The organism is Stenotrophomonas sp. 1L-E-5-B-C3 (genome assembly GCF_057292075.1).
The window spans coordinates 193,970-211,926 of record NZ_JBXAWS010000008.1 but is presented as its reverse complement, the minus strand read 5'-3'; the positions used below and the strand labels follow the sequence as shown (position 1 = coordinate 211,926).

Below are 17,957 nucleotides of genomic sequence, written 5' to 3'. Positions count from 1 at the left end.
TGCGAAGAAGGAACGGATCACTTCTTGTCCTCCTTGCCGGCTTCAGCCTTCTGCTGTTCCTGCACCTCGGTCTCGTCCAGGTAGCGATAGGTCTTGACCGTGCCGGACAGTTCCAGCGCACCACTGCGGACGTTGCCGCCGGTCTTGTCCTTGGGCTTGAGGTTGATGTCGTGCATGGTCAGGATCACCACCCGCGGCAGCGAGGCGACGCCACTGACGAACGCGCCGAACTGGTGGTAACTACCCACCATGCGCAGCTTGATCGGCTTCTCGGCGTAGAACTCCTTCACCTGCTCCTGCTCCGGCTCGAACAGCTCGTTGGTCAGGCCGCTGGACAGCGCAGTCTGCGAGATGTCGATGATCAGGTCCGGCATTTCGGTCTTGCTGGGCAGCTGCCGCAGCATCTGCTGCAGCACCTGTTCCATCTGTGCCAGCTGCTGCTTCAGCGGCGCCAGGTTCACCGCGCGTTCCTGCTGCTTGGTGAACTCGGTGCGCAGCTCGACTTCCTTCGATTCCAGGCCGGCCAGTTCCTCGCGCTTGCCGCTGATCAGCAGCATCCACGCCACGAACATGATCACCAGCGCCAGCAGCGAGCAGAAGACGATCTTGGCCTTCTGCGGCCAGTTGCCGATGTCGTTGAAATCAAGGTTCTTCAGATCGATCTTCTGGCTCATGCGCGGTCCCCCTGCAGCGGGGCATGGAAGGCCTGCGGCGGCTGCGCCAGGCGGCTGCCCTCAGGCTTCGGGGCGGGCTTGGCAGCCGGCTGGTTCGGCGCGGCCGGTGGATTGGCCGGTACTGCTGCAGGTGCCGCCGGAGCCGCCGGAGCCGCCGCTGGCTGGCCTGCGGCCGGTGCCGCCGGCGTGGCAGCATCCGGACCCGCGGCAAGCGGAGCCACGGGTGCCGGCGCTGCCGGCGCAACCGTGCCGTCTGCGTTCAGGCCCGGCGTCGCCGCCACCTCTTCACTCTGTGCCGGCAGCTTCACCTTGACCACGAACACGTACGGCAGCGCCTTCATGTCCGCAACCGGACCCGCCTTGCCGTCCTTGTCCTTCTCCGGATCACGCGCCTCGATGATCGACAGCTCCGGGTTGGTCATCCAGCCGGAGGTATCCAGGTTGCGCATGTAGGCCGAAACACGGGCATTGGACTGGGTACGGCCTTCCAGGGTCAGTACATCGCCTTCCTGCTTCAGCGCGGTCAGTACCACGCCGTCAGGAATGGTGCGCACCAGCGCATCGAACAGGTGGACCATCTGCGAGCGCTTGGCCTGCAGTTCCTCGATCACCTTCTTGCGGGCCAGCAGGCGTTCCTTCTGGGCGTCGAGGCGGTCGATCTCCTTGTTCTGTTCCTTGACCTTCTCGATCTCGGCTTCCAGATAGGCGTTGCGGTCCATCTGGCCGCTCACCTGGCGGTCGTAGTAGAACCAGATCACCAGCGACAGCAGCAGGCCACCGATCGCGGCCATGCCCAGCATTGCGTAGAACTCGCGCTGGCGTTGCTTGCGCCGCTCGGCGCGCCAGGGCAATAGATTGATGCGCGCCATCAGTCGAAGCTCCTCAGCGCCAGACCGGTGGCGATCATCAGCGCGGGGGCATCCTGGGCCAGCGCATGTGCGTTCACCTTCGGGCCCAGGGTCATCTGTGCCAGCGGGTTGGCGATCACGGTCGGCACGCCCAGCTGCTCTTCGACCATTTCCGGCAGGCCACCGAGCACGGCGCAGCCACCGGCCAGCACAATGTGATCGACGCGGTTGAATTCACTGCCCGCATAGAAGAACTGCAGCAGGCGGCTGATCTGCTGGACCGTGGCTTCCTTGAACGGCTCCAGCACTTCCATCTCGTAGCTTTCCGGCAGCCCGCCCTGGCGCTTGGCCAGGCCCGCTTCCTCGTAGCTCAGGCCGTAGCGGCGCATGATCTCGTCGGTCAGCTGCTTGCCACCGAACACCTGTTCGCGGCTGTACAGGCTGCGGCCACCGCGCAGGACATTGAGGGTGGTCATGGTGGCGCCGATGTCGACCAGCGCGACCACGCCCTCGAGGGACACCGGCAGCTCGCTGGCGACCAGGGCATAGGCGTTCTCGACCGCGAAGGCCTCCACGTCCATCACCTTGGCCTGCAGGCCACCCAGTTCCAGCGCGGACTGGCGCAGTTCCACGTTTTCCGAACGCGACGCGGCCAGCAGCACCTGGACCATCTCCGGGTTGTTCGGGATCGCCCCGATCACCTCGAAGTCCAGGTTCACTTCCTCGATCGGGTACGGAATGTAGTTGACCGCTTCCAGCTCGATCTGGGCTTCCATGTCGTTCTCGTCGAGCTCGGCCGGCATCGGGATCACCTTGGTGATCACCGCCGACCCAGCGACGGCGGCAGCGGCCAGCTTGGCCTTGCTCCCCGAGCGGTTCATCGCGCGGCGGATGGCCTCACCCACGGCCTCCACTTCCACGATGTTCTTCTCCACCACCGCATTCGGCGGAAGAGGTTCCACAGCGTAATGTTCCACACGAAAACGATTGCCACTGCGGGACAGCTGCAAAAGCTTTACCGCAGTCGAACTGATGTCGACGCCTACAAGCGGCGACTGACTTTTTGGGATGAGCCCCACGGTTTCTCCCCTGCCGACGGGCACTTGGACGCAAGACCTGCGCCCGAGCATTAATAACGTATTCTTAGCAAATGGCAACGGCCCTGCTGTGAAGTCCCTCACGGATTCACCATGCAGCCCCTGACTGTTCCCTTTGCGCTCCCCGGCGACGACCCCAGCCGCCACCTTGCGTAATCTATACTCTGCGACCACGAAATTCGCAATCGGAATCTGAACCCGATGACTCGACTCCGCCGCTGGCTGCGCTGGATCTTCCTGATTGTCCTGGTCCTGGCGCTGATCGGCGCGGCCGCCGTAGGCGGTCTGTACTATGCCGTTTCCTCCAAGCTTCCCGACGTGCAGACCCTGCGCGACGTGGAAATGCAGGAGCCGATGTACGTCTACGCTGCCGACGGCAAGCTGATGGCGGTGTTCGGCGAGACCCGGCGCACCCCGATCACCATGAAGGACGTGCCCGAGCGCCTGAAGCAGGCGTTCCTGGCTACCGAGGATGCCCGCTTCTACGAGCATGGCGGCGTCGACTACATGGGTATCGGCCGTGCCGTATGGCTGCTGGCCACCACCAGCGACAAGCGCGTGCCCGGTGGCTCCACCATCACCCAGCAGGTCGCCCGCCAGTTCTTCCTCAGTTCCGAGTACAGCTACACCCGCAAGCTGGCCGAGATCCTGCTGGCGCGGAAGATCGAGTCCGAGCTGAGCAAGGACGAAATCTTCGAGCTGTACCTGAACAAGAGTTTCTTCGGCAACCGTGCCTACGGCGTGGCCGCCGCCGCCGAGTTCTACTACGGCAAGAAACTGAACGAGCTGGACCTGGATGAAATGGCCTCGCTGGCCGGCATCCCCAAGTTCCCGTCTTCGGGCAACCCGATCTCCAACCCGGAACGTGCCCGCCAGCGCCGCGACAACTACGTGCTGCAGCGCATGGCCGACCTGAAGTTCGTCAGCCAGGCCGAGGCCGACGCGGCCAAGGCCGTGCCGATGCACGCCACCGCGCATGAGCCGCCGGTGCAGGTCGATGCCCCGTACGTGGCCGAGCTGGTGCGCCAGGAAATGATCGCCCGCTTCGGCGGCGATGTGGTCAACAAGGGTTACCACGTCACCACCACCATTGACGCCACCCTGCAGACCGCCGCCAACCAGTCGGTGCGCGACGGCCTGCTGCTGTACGACCACCGCCACGGCTGGCACGGCGTTGAGAAGCAGGTCCAGGTGGGCGCCGGCGAAGACGCCGCCGCTCTGGCCGAGCACCTGCGCGGCATGTTCGGCCAGGCCGGCCTGCTGCCGGCCATCGTTGCCAGCACCGGCGCCGATGGCAGCGCCACCGTGGTGCTGGCCAACCGCAGCGAGATCGTGCTGCCGGCCGGCGCCGCCAAGTGGACCAACAAGACCCCGGGCAAGCTGGTGCAGCGCGGCGACATCGTGCGCGTGCGCACCGGCGCCAAGGAAGGTGAGTGGCTGCTGGACCAGCTGCCGCGCGGCCAGTCCGCCCTGGTTTCGCTGGATGCCCACAGCGGCGCGCTGAAGGCACTGGTCGGTGGCTTCAGCTTCTCGGGCAACAAGTTCAACCGCGCCACCCAGGCCCGTCGACAGCCGGGGTCGAGCTTCAAGCCGTTCGTCTACGCCGCCGCCTTCGACAAGGGTTACAACCCGGCCTCGATCGTGCTCGACGCCCCGGTCGTGTTCCGCGACCGCCGCGGCAAGACCTGGGCCCCGCAGAACGACGGTGGCGGCTTCCGCGGCCCGATGCGCCTGCGTGAGGCGCTGGTGCAGTCGCGCAACCTGGTCTCGGTGCGCCTGCTCGATGGCATGGGCGTGGACTACGCGCGCAAGTACATCAGCGAGTTTGGTTTCGCCGAATCGGAACTGCCGCCGAACCTGTCGATGTCGCTGGGTACCGCCTCGCTAACCCCGTTGTCGGTGGCCCGCGGCTACGCCGTGTTCGCCAACGGCGGCTCGCGCGTGGACACCTGGCTGATCGACCAGGTGAACGACCGCGACGGCAACCTGGTGTTCAAGGAAAACCCGGCGATGGCCTGCCGCGACTGTGCCGGCAGCAGCGGCCAGCCGGTCAACCAGGTGGTGGACGGCTTCAACTTCGGCGCTCCGGCCCCGAAGGTGGACCCGGCTGCTGCGGCCAAGGCCGAAGCCAAGACCGAAACCCCGGCCGCGCCGGTCAACCCCGATGCCCGCACCGCCCCGCGCGCGATCGACGCCCGCACCGCCTACCAGCTGGTGTCGATGATGCGCGACGTGGTCCAGCGCGGTACCGGTGCCCAGGCCAAGGTGCTCGGCCGCGAGGACGTGGGCGGCAAGACCGGCTCCACCAACGACCACCGCGACGCCTGGTTTTCCGGCTTCGGCGGCCCGTACGTGACCACCGTGTGGGTGGGCCGCGACGATTTCCGCTCGCTGGGTTACCGCGAATACGGTGGCAAGGCCGCCCTGCCGATCTGGATCGACTACATGCGCACCGCGCTGAAGGACACCCCGATCGCGCAGAACGAGCCGCCCAGCGGCATGGTCCAGGCCACCCTCAACGGTGCGACCGAGTGGGTGAAGGTGGAAGACATGGACCGCCTGACCGACTACGACCTGAACCTCAATACCCCGCAGGCCGACGCCGCCGCGTTCGATATCTTCTGAGGAAGGGTTTGGTGGGTGCCAACCGCGGGTTGGCACCGATGCATCCACGCCTTTGTAGAGCCGAGCCCATGCTCGGCTGCTTTACCGCACGCCCCTGAGCCGAGCATGGGCTCGGCTCTACAGGATCAGCGGCACGGTCTTGCTCTGGTAGATGCCAACCTTGGTTGGCGCCTCGTGCCGACCAAGGTCGGCACCTACCAAAGCGTTGGTGGGTCAGCGGCACGGTCTTGCCGGGTAGCGCCGGGCCATGCCCGGCGAGCGCAGCGGCATCTCCGCGAAATACCCACGCAGATGTCACATCCGTGCGCTAGTCTGTAGCCAGGTCGCAACAGGGAGTCATCGCATGCATCGCGCCCGTCAGCATGCTGCCAGCCAGACCCGCGAGCGGCGCCACCGCCTCGCCCACGAAGCCGCCCGCCTGATGGCCGAAGGCGGCATCCGCGACTACCACCAGGCCAAGTTGAAGGCCGCCAGCCGGCTCGGCATCCACGACGATGCCTCCCTGCCCCGCAACACCGAGATCGAAGACGCCCTGCGCGAGTACCAGCGGCTGTTTTCCGGGCCCCAGCATGGCAACGAACTGCAGCGCCGCCGCGAAGCCGCCATGCGCGCACTGGAGTTCCTGCACGGCTTCGCCCCTCGCCTGGCTGGCCCGGTGCTGGATGGCACCGCCGACGCCAACAGCCCCGTGCAGCTGCACCTGCACAGTGACGACCCGGAAGCCGTGCACCGCTTCCTGGACGAACACGGCATCCCCGCCGAATCGCGGACGCGCCGTTTGCGCATGGACCGCGAGCGCTGCCTGGACGTGCCGGTGTGGGTGTTCAGTGCCGAAGAGCTGACCTTCGACCTGGCGGTGCTGCCGTATGACGCCCTGCGTCAGGCACCGCTGTCGCCGGTGGATGAGAAGCCGATGCGGCGTGCGTCTGTGGCGCAGTTACGGCAGGTGCTGGCTGAGGCGGAGATCACCGCGTATATCGGCGGGTGACGGTAGCGCCGGCCCATGGCCGGCGAGCGCAGCAGTGTGGGACGGGCGTGGTGGGGGGCCGTGCCGGTCTTTGTAGGTGCGGACCGTTGGTCCGCACGGTGTTTCGGACATTCGGACACCTGACCAAAGAGCAGCCGAGCGTGGGCTCGGCTCTACAGGGAGCGCGGTCCCCGCCTTTGGTGGGTGCGGACCATTGGTCCGCACGGTGTTTCAGACATCCGGATACCTGACCGAAGAGCAGCCGAGCGTGGGCTCGGCTCTACAGGGGGCCGGTTGCGGTGTTACAACGGCGTTCCGTTTCGAGGCTCCGGCGTCGAACCCGTCATCCACTTCGGCAACCACGACACCGGTGCGCGCCGTGGGTACTCCGCCATCATCCGGGCATGCATTCTCTGCAGATCGTTCAGCAGCCACGTCTGGTGATAGATGTCGTCGAACGAGTCCGACCAGCCACTCTTCACCCGCTGGCGATCAGCGTCTTCCAGACTGGGCAGCAGATCCAGCGGCTCGTCCAGAATCGCCTGCAGTGCCCGGTTGACGCCCGCGTTATCCTCCGCCGCCTCGCGCAGAAACGCGATGCGCTCCTGCACGCGCTCGCAGCGGTAAGGCACGCATCCATCGGTCGCGTCGATGTACTCGGCGATATCCGTCAGCAAGCTGGCCTTCAACCGCCAGGCGACCTCACCGTCCAGCACCTGCCGCACCCGCATCGTGCGTACCGTGCTGGCCCGGATCTCCTCCGGCGTAGTGAACGCCTTGCCGGGCGTGGTACCGCCATGGCGCACCAGCACGATGCGGTGGATGGCCTCGTTGGTGATGCCTTCCACCCGCAGCGCAGCCGCCTCCGGATGCATGCGCGGCGGCGGCGCGCTGGTGAACTGCCAGTAGTACCAGAGCAGCGCCACCACTCCCATGAGGCACAGTGCGCTGGCCAGCATCCAGGCATCCAGATGCCGGGTGTAGTAGCGATACCGTGCACGCCACACGTAGAAGCTGCGGTAGCTCATGAACCAGCTTACCCATCGATACATCGCCATCTCCTGGGCGAGGACCCCGGCGCGACGGGGTGGATTACGCGCGTCACGCCGGGGCTCCATGGCTTACCAGCCGATGCCCACGCCGACGCCCATGCTGCGCTCACCGCTGTTGGTGAACGCCCCATTGAGGCTGAAGGTGGCTGAGCCCTTCTCGTTGAGCACGCGCTGGTAGCCCACCGCCATCGCCGACTCACCCTCGCTGTAGCCCACACCCGCACCGAGGCGGTTGTAGGTGGCCAGGCCGGCGGTGTTCATCGCCATCGCCGTCTGCGCACTGCTCATCGCCGCCATGCGGTTGAAGCGCTTGTCCATCTTGTCCAGGCGGCGCTCGAAGTTGCTGATCGCCCCATCGGTGTACTCGTTGGCGCGGGCCAGCATCTTCTCCAGCTCGGCGGTGTCGACCTGCGGCTTCGGCGAGTCGTCCTTGTTGGCCTTCGGCTGCGGCGTGGGCTTGTCACCCTCGCCCAGCGAAGCGACCTGCTGGGAATCCTTGCCTTCCGGTACCACAGGAGTTTCCTCGGCCTGCGGCTTCGGCACCGAGGACGACGCCAGGGCACGCGGTGCCGGGGCATCGTCGATGCGCTGCTCCAGTCCATCCATGCGGCCGTTGAGCTGCTGCTGCATCGAATGCAGCTGGCCACCATTGACCGCATCGCGGCTGCCGGCCGCGATCAGGCCGTTGGCCACATTGGAGATGACCATGCCGTTGGCACCCGCGAGGGTGAGCTGGGTAGCGCCGTCTGCGCGGACCGAGGGAGCGTCCTGGAAGACGGAGCGGAGCTGGGTTTCGACCTTGTCCACGCGCGAGGTTGTGGTGACGACCGCGCCATCGAGCGCCTGCAGTGCACCGTTCAAGGTGGACTGTGCCTGGCCCTGGACGTTGAAGCTCGGGCCGACGATGTTGCCGTTTGTATCCACCTCGCCGCCGAGGGCGGAAAGCGCACCACGCAGCTGGCCGACGGTGGCGGCGTTGTGGTTGGCGGTGCCGTTGGCGATGTTTACGAGGCGGCGCTTCATTCCAAGATTGCCAAACGATACAACTCCTGCCTCGGTCGCATGAGAGTCGATACCAAGCGCCATCGAACCATTGGCTCCGTTCTGGACCTTCGCACCGATACCGAGAGCAATCCCCCCGATCGCGGTTCCTCCATCAAAAGTTCCGACTTCCGCTCCCGTCCCGATGGCAATGCTGAAATCGGAACCATTGAAGACCGTAGATCCCCGCCCAAGTGCAATCGAATTCACACCCAATGCAAGAGAGCGTGACCCAATCGCAGTTCCTCCTTCAATGCCCGCCTTTGCAAGGATGCCAAGCGCGACGCCAGCCCGACCGGCCTCCGCGCGACCAGTCGTGGGAGCTGTACCTACGCTGAGAAACTGACCGATCTCTTCCAATGCGTCGAGTCGACCATTGGTTGAATAGAGCTGGCTGCCGCGCACAACGTCCGAACTGTCAGCCGACAGCTTCGCCTCAGCCACACCAGTCAAACGCGCACCACCGTAGTCGATGACGCTCGCATCCAACCCTCGCATTGCCTGCTGCCCTATCTCCCGCTCCTTGCGCATCGCCTCCAGATCATTCCGATTCTGCGAGATCTTCTGCTCTGCGGCGTACAGCTGGTTGCCTGTTACGGCATCACGGCTTCCTGGGGCCACCCGGCCGTCGGCAAGATTGGTCAGCACCATGCCATTAGCGCCATTCAGCGCTATCTGGCTCGTGCCGTCGGCACGGGCCGAGGGTGAATCCTGGAAGATCGAGCTCAGCTGACCTTCCACCTTGTCCGTGCGACGGTCGGCGGTGATGACGGCGCCATCGAGTGCCATCAGCGCATCTTCGACGGTGCTCTGCGTTCCGCCCTGCACCGTGTAGGCCGGAGCGATGACGTTTCCGTTGTCGTCCACGCCTGCGCCGCCGCCGAGCGTGGCGAGCGAATCCTTGAGCTGGGAGACAGTGGTGGCGTTATGGTCGGCCGTACCGCGCGCGACGTTCACAAGTCGCCGCCCTGAATCCTTGGTGCCAAAAGACGCGGTATCCGACTCTGTTGCTTCAGCACCCGAGCCGATTGCCAACGCGCCAGTCGCCCCGACCCTGACCTTGGCTCCAGCCCCAATTGCAAGACTGTCGGCCGCCTCCACCTGGGCACCGGCTCCCATAGCGAACCCATTCAGAGAGTCTTTCGAGACTGTCGAGCCACGTCCGATTGCCACGGAGTTGATGCCATCTGCAAGAGATAGCGCACCCAGTGCGGTTCCACCTTCCTTGCCAGTTTTAGCTGAATCCCCGATTGCTACCCCGAGCAAGCCTGCCTCCGCCCGCTGGCTAAAAGAATCAACACCAACACTCACGTACTGGTTGGCGCTCTCCAATGCCGAAACTCGACTGTTGGTCCCGTAAAGCTGTCGGCCCGACACGGCCTCTGTGCTACTGGCATCAATGGAGCCATCCGCAACACCACTGACTTTCCGTTCGGCATTGGCGCTATTGCGCACATCCAACGTCGTACCGCTATTCTTCTCACCCAAGCGCACATTGCCAGTCGCGGATACCTGCGCCACGAGCCCGCCCAGCGCCGCTGTCTCGGCCAGCGCCTTGGCTGCATCCGTCTTTGCCACGGCAGCTTCCGTGCCCGCAGAACTGGCAATGCCCTCCACCGCCGCCATCTTGTCATTGGTGGCATTGAGCTGCCTGCCGTTGACGGCCTCATAGCTGCTGGCGCTGACCACACCATCGGCCACGCCGGTCAGCTTTCGATTCACGCTTGCGCTGTTGCGCACATCCAAAACGGTGCCGCTGTTCTTCTCACCGATCCGGACATTACCGCTGGCACTGCCCTGGCTGAGCAGCCCGTTGAGCGTTCCCACCTGGGTCAGAGCGGTGTTCGCAGTAGTCTTGGCTGCGCTGGCGTCACTCAGTGCGGTGCTGACGTTGCTGTTGGTGTCATTGAGCTGCCGGCCCGTCACCGCATCGGTACTGGTGGTGGACAACGCAGCATCGGCAACACCGGTGATCTTGCGGCTCGCATTGGCACTGTTCCGCACGTCCAGCACTGTGCCGCTGTTGGTTGCGCCCAGGCGGACATCGCCCAAGGCAGATGTTTGACTCAGAAGCCCGGAGAGAGTGTTGGCCTTGGTCAGCGCACTGTCTGCATTGGTCTTCGCGGTGTCAGCAATGGATCGGGCGGCCGTGACGTTGACGTTGGTGGCATTCAGCTGCTTGCCCGACACGGCGTCAGTGCTTATAGTGCTGAGCGTGGCGTCTGCCACGCCCATGATCTTGCGGCTGGCGCTTGCGCTATTGCGGACGTCCAGCACGGTTCCGCTATTGCTTGCACCCACACGGACGTTACCCGAGGCCGACGTCTGGCTCAGTAGTCCAGAGAGCGTGTTGGCTTTCGACAACGCACTATCGGCATTGGTCTTCGCGGAGTTGGCGACGGATCGCGCAGCCGTGACATTGCTATTGGTAGCGTTGAGCTGCTTGCCCGACACGGCTTCAGTGCTTGTCGCACTAAGCGTGGCGTCTGCCACGCCCGTGATCTTTCGATTGGCATTCCCGCTGTTGCGGACATCCAGCACGGCGCCAGTGTTGCTCCCGCCTACGCGGACGTTGCCCGAGGCGGATGTCTGGCTCAGCAGTCCAGAGAGCGTATTGGCTTTCGCCGACGCATTATCGGCATTCGCCTTCGCGGAATCAGCGACCGATCGCGCGGCTGTTACATTACTGTTAGTTGAATTCAGCTGCTTTCCGGTCACCGCATCCGTGCTGGTGGCATTCAAGCGCCCGTCCGCCACGTTGACAATCCGTCGCTTGGTTGAGGTATTCCCCACTGAAAATGAATTCGCCTCGGTTGCTTCGGAATTGGCGCCGATGGCGACCGAGCCATTGGCCAACGCCTTCGCATGATGACCAAGAGCGACGCCGCTGTACTCCGCACGCGCGTTACCACCAACTGCAATGGCTCCGGAGTACCCGGTGGTTCCGGCAAAGGCGTTCCCGCCAATCGCGATGCGTGAAACACCAGCCGTGCTCTCAACTGTGCGGGCGCCACTACCTACTGCTATGGAGTTCTGAGAATAAGCACGAGCATCGTGACCGACAGCAGTGGTACCAACACCCGACGCAACCGAACTCGCACCGAGCACTGTGGAGTAGCCGCCCGTGGCTTCCGCCTTGTACCCAACCGCCACAGCTCGGTCCCCCTTTGCAATCGCCTCATTTCCGACAAGCACGCTTCCCCTCCCTGCCAGCGCCGACGCGGTACCGACGACCACGGAACCCCAACCGTTGATGCTGGATCTGGAGCCCAGAATCATCTGCATGTCACCGTTGAGGGTTGAGTCTTTGTAGTAGGCATCATTCACGATGGCGCCTTGCACCACGATCTTGCGTGGTTGCGCAGCGAACAGCGAAGAGATCATGGGAGAGCTGGCCAAGAACCTAGTCACCTCTTCCTGAGGCTCTCCGCTCTCATACTCATCCTTCGGGCGCTCTTGTGCTGATGCAGAGATTCCCACCGATGCAGCAGCCACCAACACCAGCAACCGCGGCTTGGTCCGGGAGGATTTCCCACGTGGACTACTCAACTCACTGCCCACCACCCAGCACTGCTTGGCCACACTCCAGATACGTCGATAGATTCGATTCATGCTTGTTCTCCTTAACAACAAAGGGAAATGAAGCCCCGCGCTTGCGCGGGGCGATAAAGGGTCAGGCGCTCGGCGCCAAGGTCGTTACGTGATCGCGATAGCCGTCGTTCGACAGGCGGTACTGCAACTGCAGGGTGTTGCCCGGCTGGAGCTGGAACGGCAAGGTCAGCGCAGCATCGGGGTAGAGGCTTTTCGACAGCTCACGCGGCGTACATACGCCACTGGCATTGCACTCGGACGCACCGGTGATACCCACACGCAGCGTGCCGGTATTGCGCAGGGTGTTGCCCTGCAGTTGCAGATCCACGCTACCCTTGGCAGGCACCACGTTCACCAGCGCGCCCCAGACCAGGCTGACGCCGACGTTGGCCTGCGCCGCCTGCTCGTCGCCCTCCAGGATCGTGCCGTCGGGGCCATTCACGCCCTCGAAGTAGATGCGATAGGCCGCCTCTTTTTCGACGGTCTGCAGCGGAATCACCCGGATCAGGCGATTGCTACCGCCGCTGAGTGCGAACTTGCCGGGGGTAATGGCAATCGCCGCATCGGCGGCGTCCACTTCGATCTCTTCCTCACCCACCTGCGCCGGGTTGGTGATGCGCAGCAGCCGCGCCTGCACGTACTGCGGCTGGGTGGATTGCGAGTACACGCGGATCTTCGTTCCGTGCCTGGCGTCCACCGCTGCACGCATCGGATGAATGGACAGATTGGCCTGTGCCGGTGGGGCCAGCAGTGCACTCAACGGCAACAGGCAGAACAGCAGCTTCTTCATGATGAGCCTCCGTGGGGATCAGGGTTTGGCAGTCGGCACGCGCAGCTCTACCGTCAGCTCGCCGTCGTAGAGACCGGGGCGTTTGCTGGCGATGGGCGTGGGTGGTGTTTCCAGCGTCAGTGGCGTGGGCACGCAGTACACGGGTTGGCTGATGCCCGGCAGCAGCACCATGCGCAGCTGCGCGCTGTCGATGCCACGCAGCAGCTGTTCTTCGCCGTGCTTCATTGCCAGAAGATTGCCGCCGTAGTTCAGGCCAACCTGGTAGTCGAGGCGCTGGGTGTCGTCGCTGCCGCCGTCCTGATGCCAGACCGCGAAGTCGCGCCCCGGCGGTGGGCGCGGCCCGCTGTCGCGCACGGTGACGCCGAGGAATTCGCTCTGCGAGCCCACACCGTCGTAGAGGCACATGTCCACGTCCTTGCGCCCGGCGACGACCTTCCGGATGGGGTCGTAGCGCAGGTCCATGTTGACCAGCGGTGCAACGCCATCGAAGCCGGGGAAGTAGATCGAGATGGCGTCGTAGTCGGTGACGGTGAAATCGAAGTTGAAGGTGGCTGTGGCTACCGGTGCTGCGGCAGGGTCGGCTTTGATGTTCAGGCGCATCGTGGCCTTCCAGTGGCCGGCGACGAGCCTCCTCAGCTCCTGGGTCGGCATGATCAGTTGAACGCCGGTCCCTATTGGTTGATCCCTGCATTCAAACCAACTGGCTGCGTATAGGTATCGCTGCGTGTTCTCCCAGAAATCTGAACTGCAGACCCTTCCAGACATGATTCGTCTCAGGTATCCGATCGCGCGAATCTCCGCATGCAGACCAGTTCGCTGCTCGATCATCAGAAGCGAGATGTCCGATTCGCCACGCGTCAGATGAGGCACTCCTTCCGTCGGGCACCGCCCAAACTCAGTATCAGAAGCGGACCCACAAACCACATGGATCTGCCCATACTTCATCGCCAAGTCGTGACTGAACCCCAACACTGTCCGCGGCGCCCACAGCTCCACATCACCCTGCACCGCTGAGCGATCCCAGGTCATCACGATGTCCCGGCTCTGATCCGTCGGATGCGTTTCCGGCGGCCACTGCGCCCACGCCCTCGGCGCCAGCACCACCAGCGCACACACCAGCATCAACACCAACAACACACGCCGGTTCATGGCGTTCCTCCTGCAGCAGCGGTCTGGGGCGTGGCGGCAATCAAGGCGCGTTCCTGCAGCAGGCGGGTCACGCGGGCCTGCTGGCGGATCTCGGCCGGCAGCTGGGCCACGGCCAGCGGCTCGCAGTGCACGGCGCCGACCAGCAGCACCACCTGGCGGCGCTCGCGCACCTGCAGCGGGCAGTGCAGCAGGCGGTCGTCCTGCAGCAGGTACAGCGTTGTCTCGCGACGCGGGAAATCGGCAACGAAGCCACCGTTGGCGCTGGTGCCGGGCACCGGCGCGTTGAGGATGCGGGCGCCACCCAGCGGCGCTCCGGCAAGATCCTTGGCGTTGCCGATGAAGGTGTAGGTCACCTCGATCGGCACCGGCATGCGCATCAGCCGCCCAGGGCTGAGGAACATCGGCCGTGCGCCACCCACGCCGCTCACGCGGATGGCGGCGATACTGTCCAGCGTGCTGGCGTCCTGTACTTCGGCGCGGTGGGACTGGTACGACGACAACGGCAGCAACCGGCGCTCGCCAATCTGCAGGCGTTGACGGCGCAGGCCGCCCACCTGCAGTTCGGCCGCCACGCCACGCAGGTCGACATCGTCGGTGTCGGCCACCTGCACGGCCAGGCCGGCATCGGCACCGTTGCTTCCGCTCCAGTAGAAGCCGCGCTTGCCCAGTGCGAAGCCGGAGCTGTGCATGCTGCTGTAGGCGGTCTCGCTGCGGCCGCGCTGCTGGTAGTGCGCCAGCGTGGCGCCGCTCTGGCCCAGGCTGTTCTGCAATTGGCCGCTGAGCGTGGCGCTGTAGCGGTCACTGTTGTTGGCGCGTAGTTCGGCCGACAGCTCGCGGTACTGCGCATCCACCTCCTGGCGCAGGCTATGGCCAACGCTGTAGTTGATGTCCGGGCGCTGATGCTGCGGCTGCCGCACGTCCACGCTGTAGCGGCGCTGGCCGCTGCTGGCGGTGCCACGCAGCAGGCGGGTCAGGCTCAGGTTGAAGTAGATGCCGCGGTCGCGTTGATCACTGCCGCGCAGGCTGTCGCTGGCACGCTGCTGCCACACACCCACGCGGGTGGAGACGCTGAAATCCTGCCAGCGATGGCTGCGGCTGAAGCTGGCCTGCCAGGTGCGGCTGAGCTGCGGCTCGCGACGTGGCTGCCACGGCGGCGGCGGTGGCAGCAGCGGGTCCAGCTCGGCCAGCGGGTCGCCCTCTGCACCGGGAAGCTCGCGCCCGGCGCGCCAGGTCTGGCGCCGCGTGTAGCCCACATAGGCACTGCCACCAGCCAGCGGCAGCGCCATCGAAGCGCTGAGCGAGTTGGTGCAGCCCAGCTGGTCGCGGGCGTCGGCCTCGAACTGGCAGGCCTTGCCGCGCATGCGCTGCTGGTAGATGTTCCAGGATGCGATGCGGCGGTACGACAGCTGGTGCTGCTGGCCGGTGCTGCCATCGTTGCCGCGCATGCCGCCGAAGCTGGCGCGCAGTTCCTGGGTGGCGTACAGGCGGCGAAGGTCCACACGCAGCTCGCCATATCGGAAGCCGCCGAGGTCGGCGGCACCGGCCACCATCGCCACGTCGCGGCCCAGCGGGACGCGCATCCCGGCCACCGCCACGCGTTCGCCATCGAAGCGGTCACTGCGGCGCTCGTTGCGCTTGCCGCCCTGCACGAACCACTGCCACTGGCTGTTGGTCCAGTCGCCGCCCTTGTCGAACGGTGCGTCTTCGCTGCGCACCAGCACGCCATCTTCGTAGATGCGCAGGGTGACGTTGTAGTTGCCGAACGGGAAGTTGCGGGTGTCGATCTGGTTGATGCCGGCCTGCAGGTAGGAGGTCTGCAGCAGGCGCGTGCCGTCGTAGGCATCCACGCGTGCGTCGCGGGCCAGCAGCACGGTCAGCGGCGTTGCCTGCACGGCGGCATCGGCGTCGACATAGGCCTGGGTGGTACCCACGCGCAGGCCCTGCAGGCGGTCCAGCGGCAGCATGCTGAAACTGAATGTGCCGCCCTGCGGGCTGGACAGGTTGCGGCGGTCCATGCGCCCGGCCTGCAGGTAGTGCGCCTGCCCCAGGTCGTGGCGGTAGTAGACGTTGTCGAACTGGAACTCACTGTCACTGCCGTGGCTGCGGTAGCGCTGCTGGTTGAAGTTCCATTCGGCGGAGACATGCCCGCGATCGAACAGACCCAGCACGCCGGTGCCGCGCGCGGACAGCGTCTGGTAGTCGCGGCTGCCACTCACATTGATCACCTGCTGGTGCAGGAAGGCGTTTTCGGCGTTGGCACTGACGGTGTGGAAGCGCTCGGCAACCGGCTTACCGGGAATCCACTGGCGGGCGACGAACAGGCGCACCGCGCCCTCGCCTTCGTCGTACAGCGCGCGCACGGCGGCGGGGTCTTCCGGCGGGTCGAGATAGCCGCAGCCGGCGGTGGCGCCACCGAAGCGGCAGGCCAGATGGCTGTTGCGCGGCATGGGCTGCGACAACGCGGGCAGCAGCGCGGCCTGCGCCTCGGCGGGCAGGTCGAGCGCCTGCAGCACGCTTGCTGGATCTTCCAGTTGTACGTGCTCCAGGGTCACGCGCACCGGCGACAGCCCGGACGAGCGGCCGAACAGCTGGATGTCGAGTTGTTCGGTCTGGCCTTCGACCAGATCCTCGAAGCCGGGCGGGACGCCGCGCGCCGCCGCCAGCGGCGTTGCCAGCGCCAGGGCGAGCGCGACCGCCAGCCGGGTGATGGCGGGGGCGTGTGGGGTCATGGGGGTACCGCTGGAAAGGCAGCCGGCCCGGCGTGCGGGCCGGCGCGGGGATTACGGCGTGGTGGCCTTCTGGTTCAGCACGATGTTGACGACGCCGGTGTAGCGACCTTGGGTGGTCAGGGGTGCCGGAGCGGTCTGCGCGATGACCAGCGGCATCGAGATCGACGCGCCCGGGGTCGAGCCAGCACCGGTGAACAGATCGACTGCAGCGTACTCAATCGGGGTCAGGCCCAGATCGCGACCGTTGAGGCTGACCTTCATCGGCACGGTGACCGTACCGTCACCGTTGGCCAGCACGAATGCACCACCGATCTTGGCTTCGATATCGGCGGCGCTATCGTTGGAGTGGATGCGCACGTGCTGGGTATCCGGAATCAGGCCACGCAGCGGATCGTGGGTCAGGGTGACGGCGTCCGGCAATGCGCTGCCGTCGTCGCGCAGCAGGGCCAGGGTCGGGTCGACGTCGGCGTAGACGGTGATCTTGGTTTCCACGGCGTGCGCGGACAGCGAAGCCGTGGCCAGCGCTGCAGCGAGCGCGGCCTTCTTGAGAATGGCGTGCATGGGTTGTCTCTCTCGGACAAGGGGGGAATGAGAAAGCCCCCCTCCCCAAAGGAGAAAGGGAGGGAGGCGCCGCCCACAGAGGTGGTTGCGGGCGACGGAGAGAATGTTAGAAACCCATTGTCCTGCAGGCCATTCAAGCATTCCTAAAACGTTGAGCGTTAAGAAGAATCTTTGAATGAGTTCAACGTTCCAGGCTTATGCAATTTCCCTCATTCGGTAAATGCAAAAAGCCTCATTGCTTCGCCCTTGTAGAGTCGAGCCGCGCTCGACTGCTGTTCGCGCTATGCGTGCGAGTCGAGCATGGCTCGACTCTACAGTGGTTCATCCACGCATGGCGTGGATCTACAGACAAGGTTATGCAACTTCCCTCACGCGTTGAATACAACAAACCCCATTGCCTTGCCTTTGTAGAGTCGAGCCATGCTCGACTGCTGTTCGCGCAATGCGCGCGACCCTCAGCCTGCAGGCACCACGGTGACGCGATCAACATCGATGTCGGTTGGTTTGAACCGATGCGTGTCGACCTTGCCATGCAGTTCCACCACGGTATCCGCACCAATGGCCTGCTGCGGCAGGTCTTCGTCATCGATCTCCACTTCGATCTGGCCACTGGCATCGCGGAACTGATAACGCTCGTGGCCAAGCTTGGCGACCAGGGTGCCGCGCAGCACCACCGGATGGTCGTCGCGCTGGGCGCGCGCATCGGCCACGGTGCTGGCAGCGGTGCCCGCACCCGGGCCGGTGTACTGCGCGGATGCGTGCGGGCTCAACAGGGCCAGCGGCGTGGCGATGAGGGCAATGGCAAGCAGTCGGTTCATGGTGGTCTCCGTGGC

Annotated in this window: 12 protein-coding genes; 2 read left to right on the top strand and 10 right to left on the bottom strand. The window is 65.0% G+C overall.

Translation table 11 applies throughout. The features are described 5' to 3' along the window. Positions 1–17 precede the first annotated feature (17 nt). The 3 genes from AC0Z6F_RS12835 to AC0Z6F_RS12825 are packed head-to-tail and all read right to left on the bottom strand — an operon-like array spanning position 18 to position 2,601. Positions 18–674 (bottom strand): type IV pilus inner membrane component PilO, encoded by a 657-nt coding sequence (locus AC0Z6F_RS12835; RefSeq protein WP_006388913.1) that lies wholly within the window; start codon positions 672–674, stop codon positions 18–20. Continuing rightward, entirely contained in the window at positions 671–1,543 is an 873-nt protein-coding gene (locus AC0Z6F_RS12830) for a PilN domain-containing protein (RefSeq protein WP_012511976.1), read from the bottom strand. The genes AC0Z6F_RS12835 and AC0Z6F_RS12830 overlap by 4 nt, the downstream gene beginning before the upstream one ends. Continuing rightward, positions 1,543–2,601 carry a pilus assembly protein PilM gene (locus AC0Z6F_RS12825; RefSeq protein WP_485616966.1) on the bottom strand — a complete coding sequence of 353 codons (1,059 nt, stop codon included), beginning with the start codon at positions 2,599–2,601 and terminating at the stop codon, positions 1,543–1,545. Before AC0Z6F_RS12825 ends, AC0Z6F_RS12830 begins: the two co-directional genes overlap by 1 nt. Before the next feature lie 219 nt (positions 2,602–2,820). On the opposite strand from AC0Z6F_RS12825, the gene AC0Z6F_RS12820 reads away from it, so the two are divergent. Then, a complete protein-coding gene (locus AC0Z6F_RS12820) occupies positions 2,821–5,244 on the top strand; it encodes a penicillin-binding protein 1A (protein WP_012511977.1) in 2,424 nt (807 codons plus the stop codon). Between the two features lie 343 nt (positions 5,245–5,587). Further along, a complete protein-coding gene (locus AC0Z6F_RS12815) occupies positions 5,588–6,232 on the top strand; it encodes a hypothetical protein (protein WP_012511978.1) in 645 nt (214 codons plus the stop codon). 281 nt (positions 6,233–6,513) lie between these two features. On the opposite strand, the gene AC0Z6F_RS12810 is transcribed toward AC0Z6F_RS12815, so the two are convergent. The 7 genes from AC0Z6F_RS12810 to AC0Z6F_RS12780 form a co-directional block, all read right to left on the bottom strand. Beyond that, a complete protein-coding gene (locus tag AC0Z6F_RS12810) occupies positions 6,514–7,263 on the bottom strand; it encodes a hypothetical protein (protein ID WP_485616965.1) in 750 nt (249 codons plus the stop codon). Between the two features lie 69 nt (positions 7,264–7,332). Continuing rightward, positions 7,333–11,916 carry an ESPR-type extended signal peptide-containing protein gene (locus tag AC0Z6F_RS12805; protein ID WP_485616964.1) on the bottom strand — a complete coding sequence of 1,528 codons (4,584 nt, stop codon included), beginning with the start codon at positions 11,914–11,916 and terminating at the stop codon, positions 7,333–7,335. A 61-nt stretch (positions 11,917–11,977) separates the two neighbouring features. Continuing rightward, a complete protein-coding gene (locus AC0Z6F_RS12800) occupies positions 11,978–12,685 on the bottom strand; it encodes a pilus assembly protein (RefSeq protein WP_180838479.1) in 708 nt (235 codons plus the stop codon). Positions 12,686–12,703: 18 nt separating this feature from the next. Next, the gene (locus AC0Z6F_RS12795; protein ID WP_485616963.1) at positions 12,704–13,834 is read right to left on the bottom strand and encodes a CfaE/CblD family pilus tip adhesin; all 1,131 of its coding nucleotides are present in this window, start codon (positions 13,832–13,834) and stop codon (positions 12,704–12,706) included. Continuing rightward, positions 13,831–16,563 carry a TcfC E-set like domain-containing protein gene (locus AC0Z6F_RS12790; RefSeq protein ID WP_485616962.1) on the bottom strand — a complete coding sequence of 911 codons (2,733 nt, stop codon included), beginning with the start codon at positions 16,561–16,563 and terminating at the stop codon, positions 13,831–13,833. Before AC0Z6F_RS12790 ends, AC0Z6F_RS12795 begins: the two co-directional genes overlap by 4 nt. Before the next feature lie 51 nt (positions 16,564–16,614). Then, the gene (locus AC0Z6F_RS12785) at positions 16,615–17,124 is read right to left on the bottom strand and encodes a CS1 type fimbrial major subunit (protein WP_197616948.1); all 510 of its coding nucleotides are present in this window, start codon (positions 17,122–17,124) and stop codon (positions 16,615–16,617) included. 455 nt (positions 17,125–17,579) lie between these two features. Continuing rightward, positions 17,580–17,942 carry a NirD/YgiW/YdeI family stress tolerance protein gene (locus AC0Z6F_RS12780; protein ID WP_182266633.1) on the bottom strand — a complete coding sequence of 121 codons (363 nt, stop codon included), beginning with the start codon at positions 17,940–17,942 and terminating at the stop codon, positions 17,580–17,582. Between the last annotated feature and the right edge of the window lie 15 nt (positions 17,943–17,957).

Bases quoted from the DNA above. Each gene is read 5' to 3' on its own strand.
- AC0Z6F_RS12815 (WP_012511978.1), top strand. From the start codon at position 5,588: ATGCATCGCGCCCGTCAGCATGCTGCCAGCCAGACCCGCGAGCGGCGC.
- AC0Z6F_RS12790 (WP_485616962.1), bottom strand. From the start codon at position 16,563: ATGACCCCACACGCCCCCGCCATCACCCGGCTGGCGGTCGCGCTCGCC.
- AC0Z6F_RS12810 (WP_485616965.1), bottom strand. From the start codon at position 7,263: ATGTATCGATGGGTAAGCTGGTTCATGAGCTACCGCAGCTTCTACGTG.
- AC0Z6F_RS12830 (WP_012511976.1), bottom strand. From the start codon at position 1,543: ATGGCGCGCATCAATCTATTGCCCTGGCGCGCCGAGCGGCGCAAGCAA.
- AC0Z6F_RS12795 (WP_485616963.1), bottom strand. From the start codon at position 13,834: ATGAACCGGCGTGTGTTGTTGGTGTTGATGCTGGTGTGTGCGCTGGTG.
- AC0Z6F_RS12820 (WP_012511977.1), top strand. From the start codon at position 2,821: ATGACTCGACTCCGCCGCTGGCTGCGCTGGATCTTCCTGATTGTCCTG.
- AC0Z6F_RS12800 (WP_180838479.1), bottom strand. From the start codon at position 12,685: ATGAAGAAGCTGCTGTTCTGCCTGTTGCCGTTGAGTGCACTGCTGGCC.
- AC0Z6F_RS12780 (WP_182266633.1), bottom strand. From the start codon at position 17,942: ATGAACCGACTGCTTGCCATTGCCCTCATCGCCACGCCGCTGGCCCTG.
- AC0Z6F_RS12785 (WP_197616948.1), bottom strand. From the start codon at position 17,124: ATGCACGCCATTCTCAAGAAGGCCGCGCTCGCTGCAGCGCTGGCCACG.
- AC0Z6F_RS12805 (WP_485616964.1), bottom strand. From the start codon at position 11,916: ATGAATCGAATCTATCGACGTATCTGGAGTGTGGCCAAGCAGTGCTGG.
- AC0Z6F_RS12835 (WP_006388913.1), bottom strand. From the start codon at position 674: ATGAGCCAGAAGATCGATCTGAAGAACCTTGATTTCAACGACATCGGC.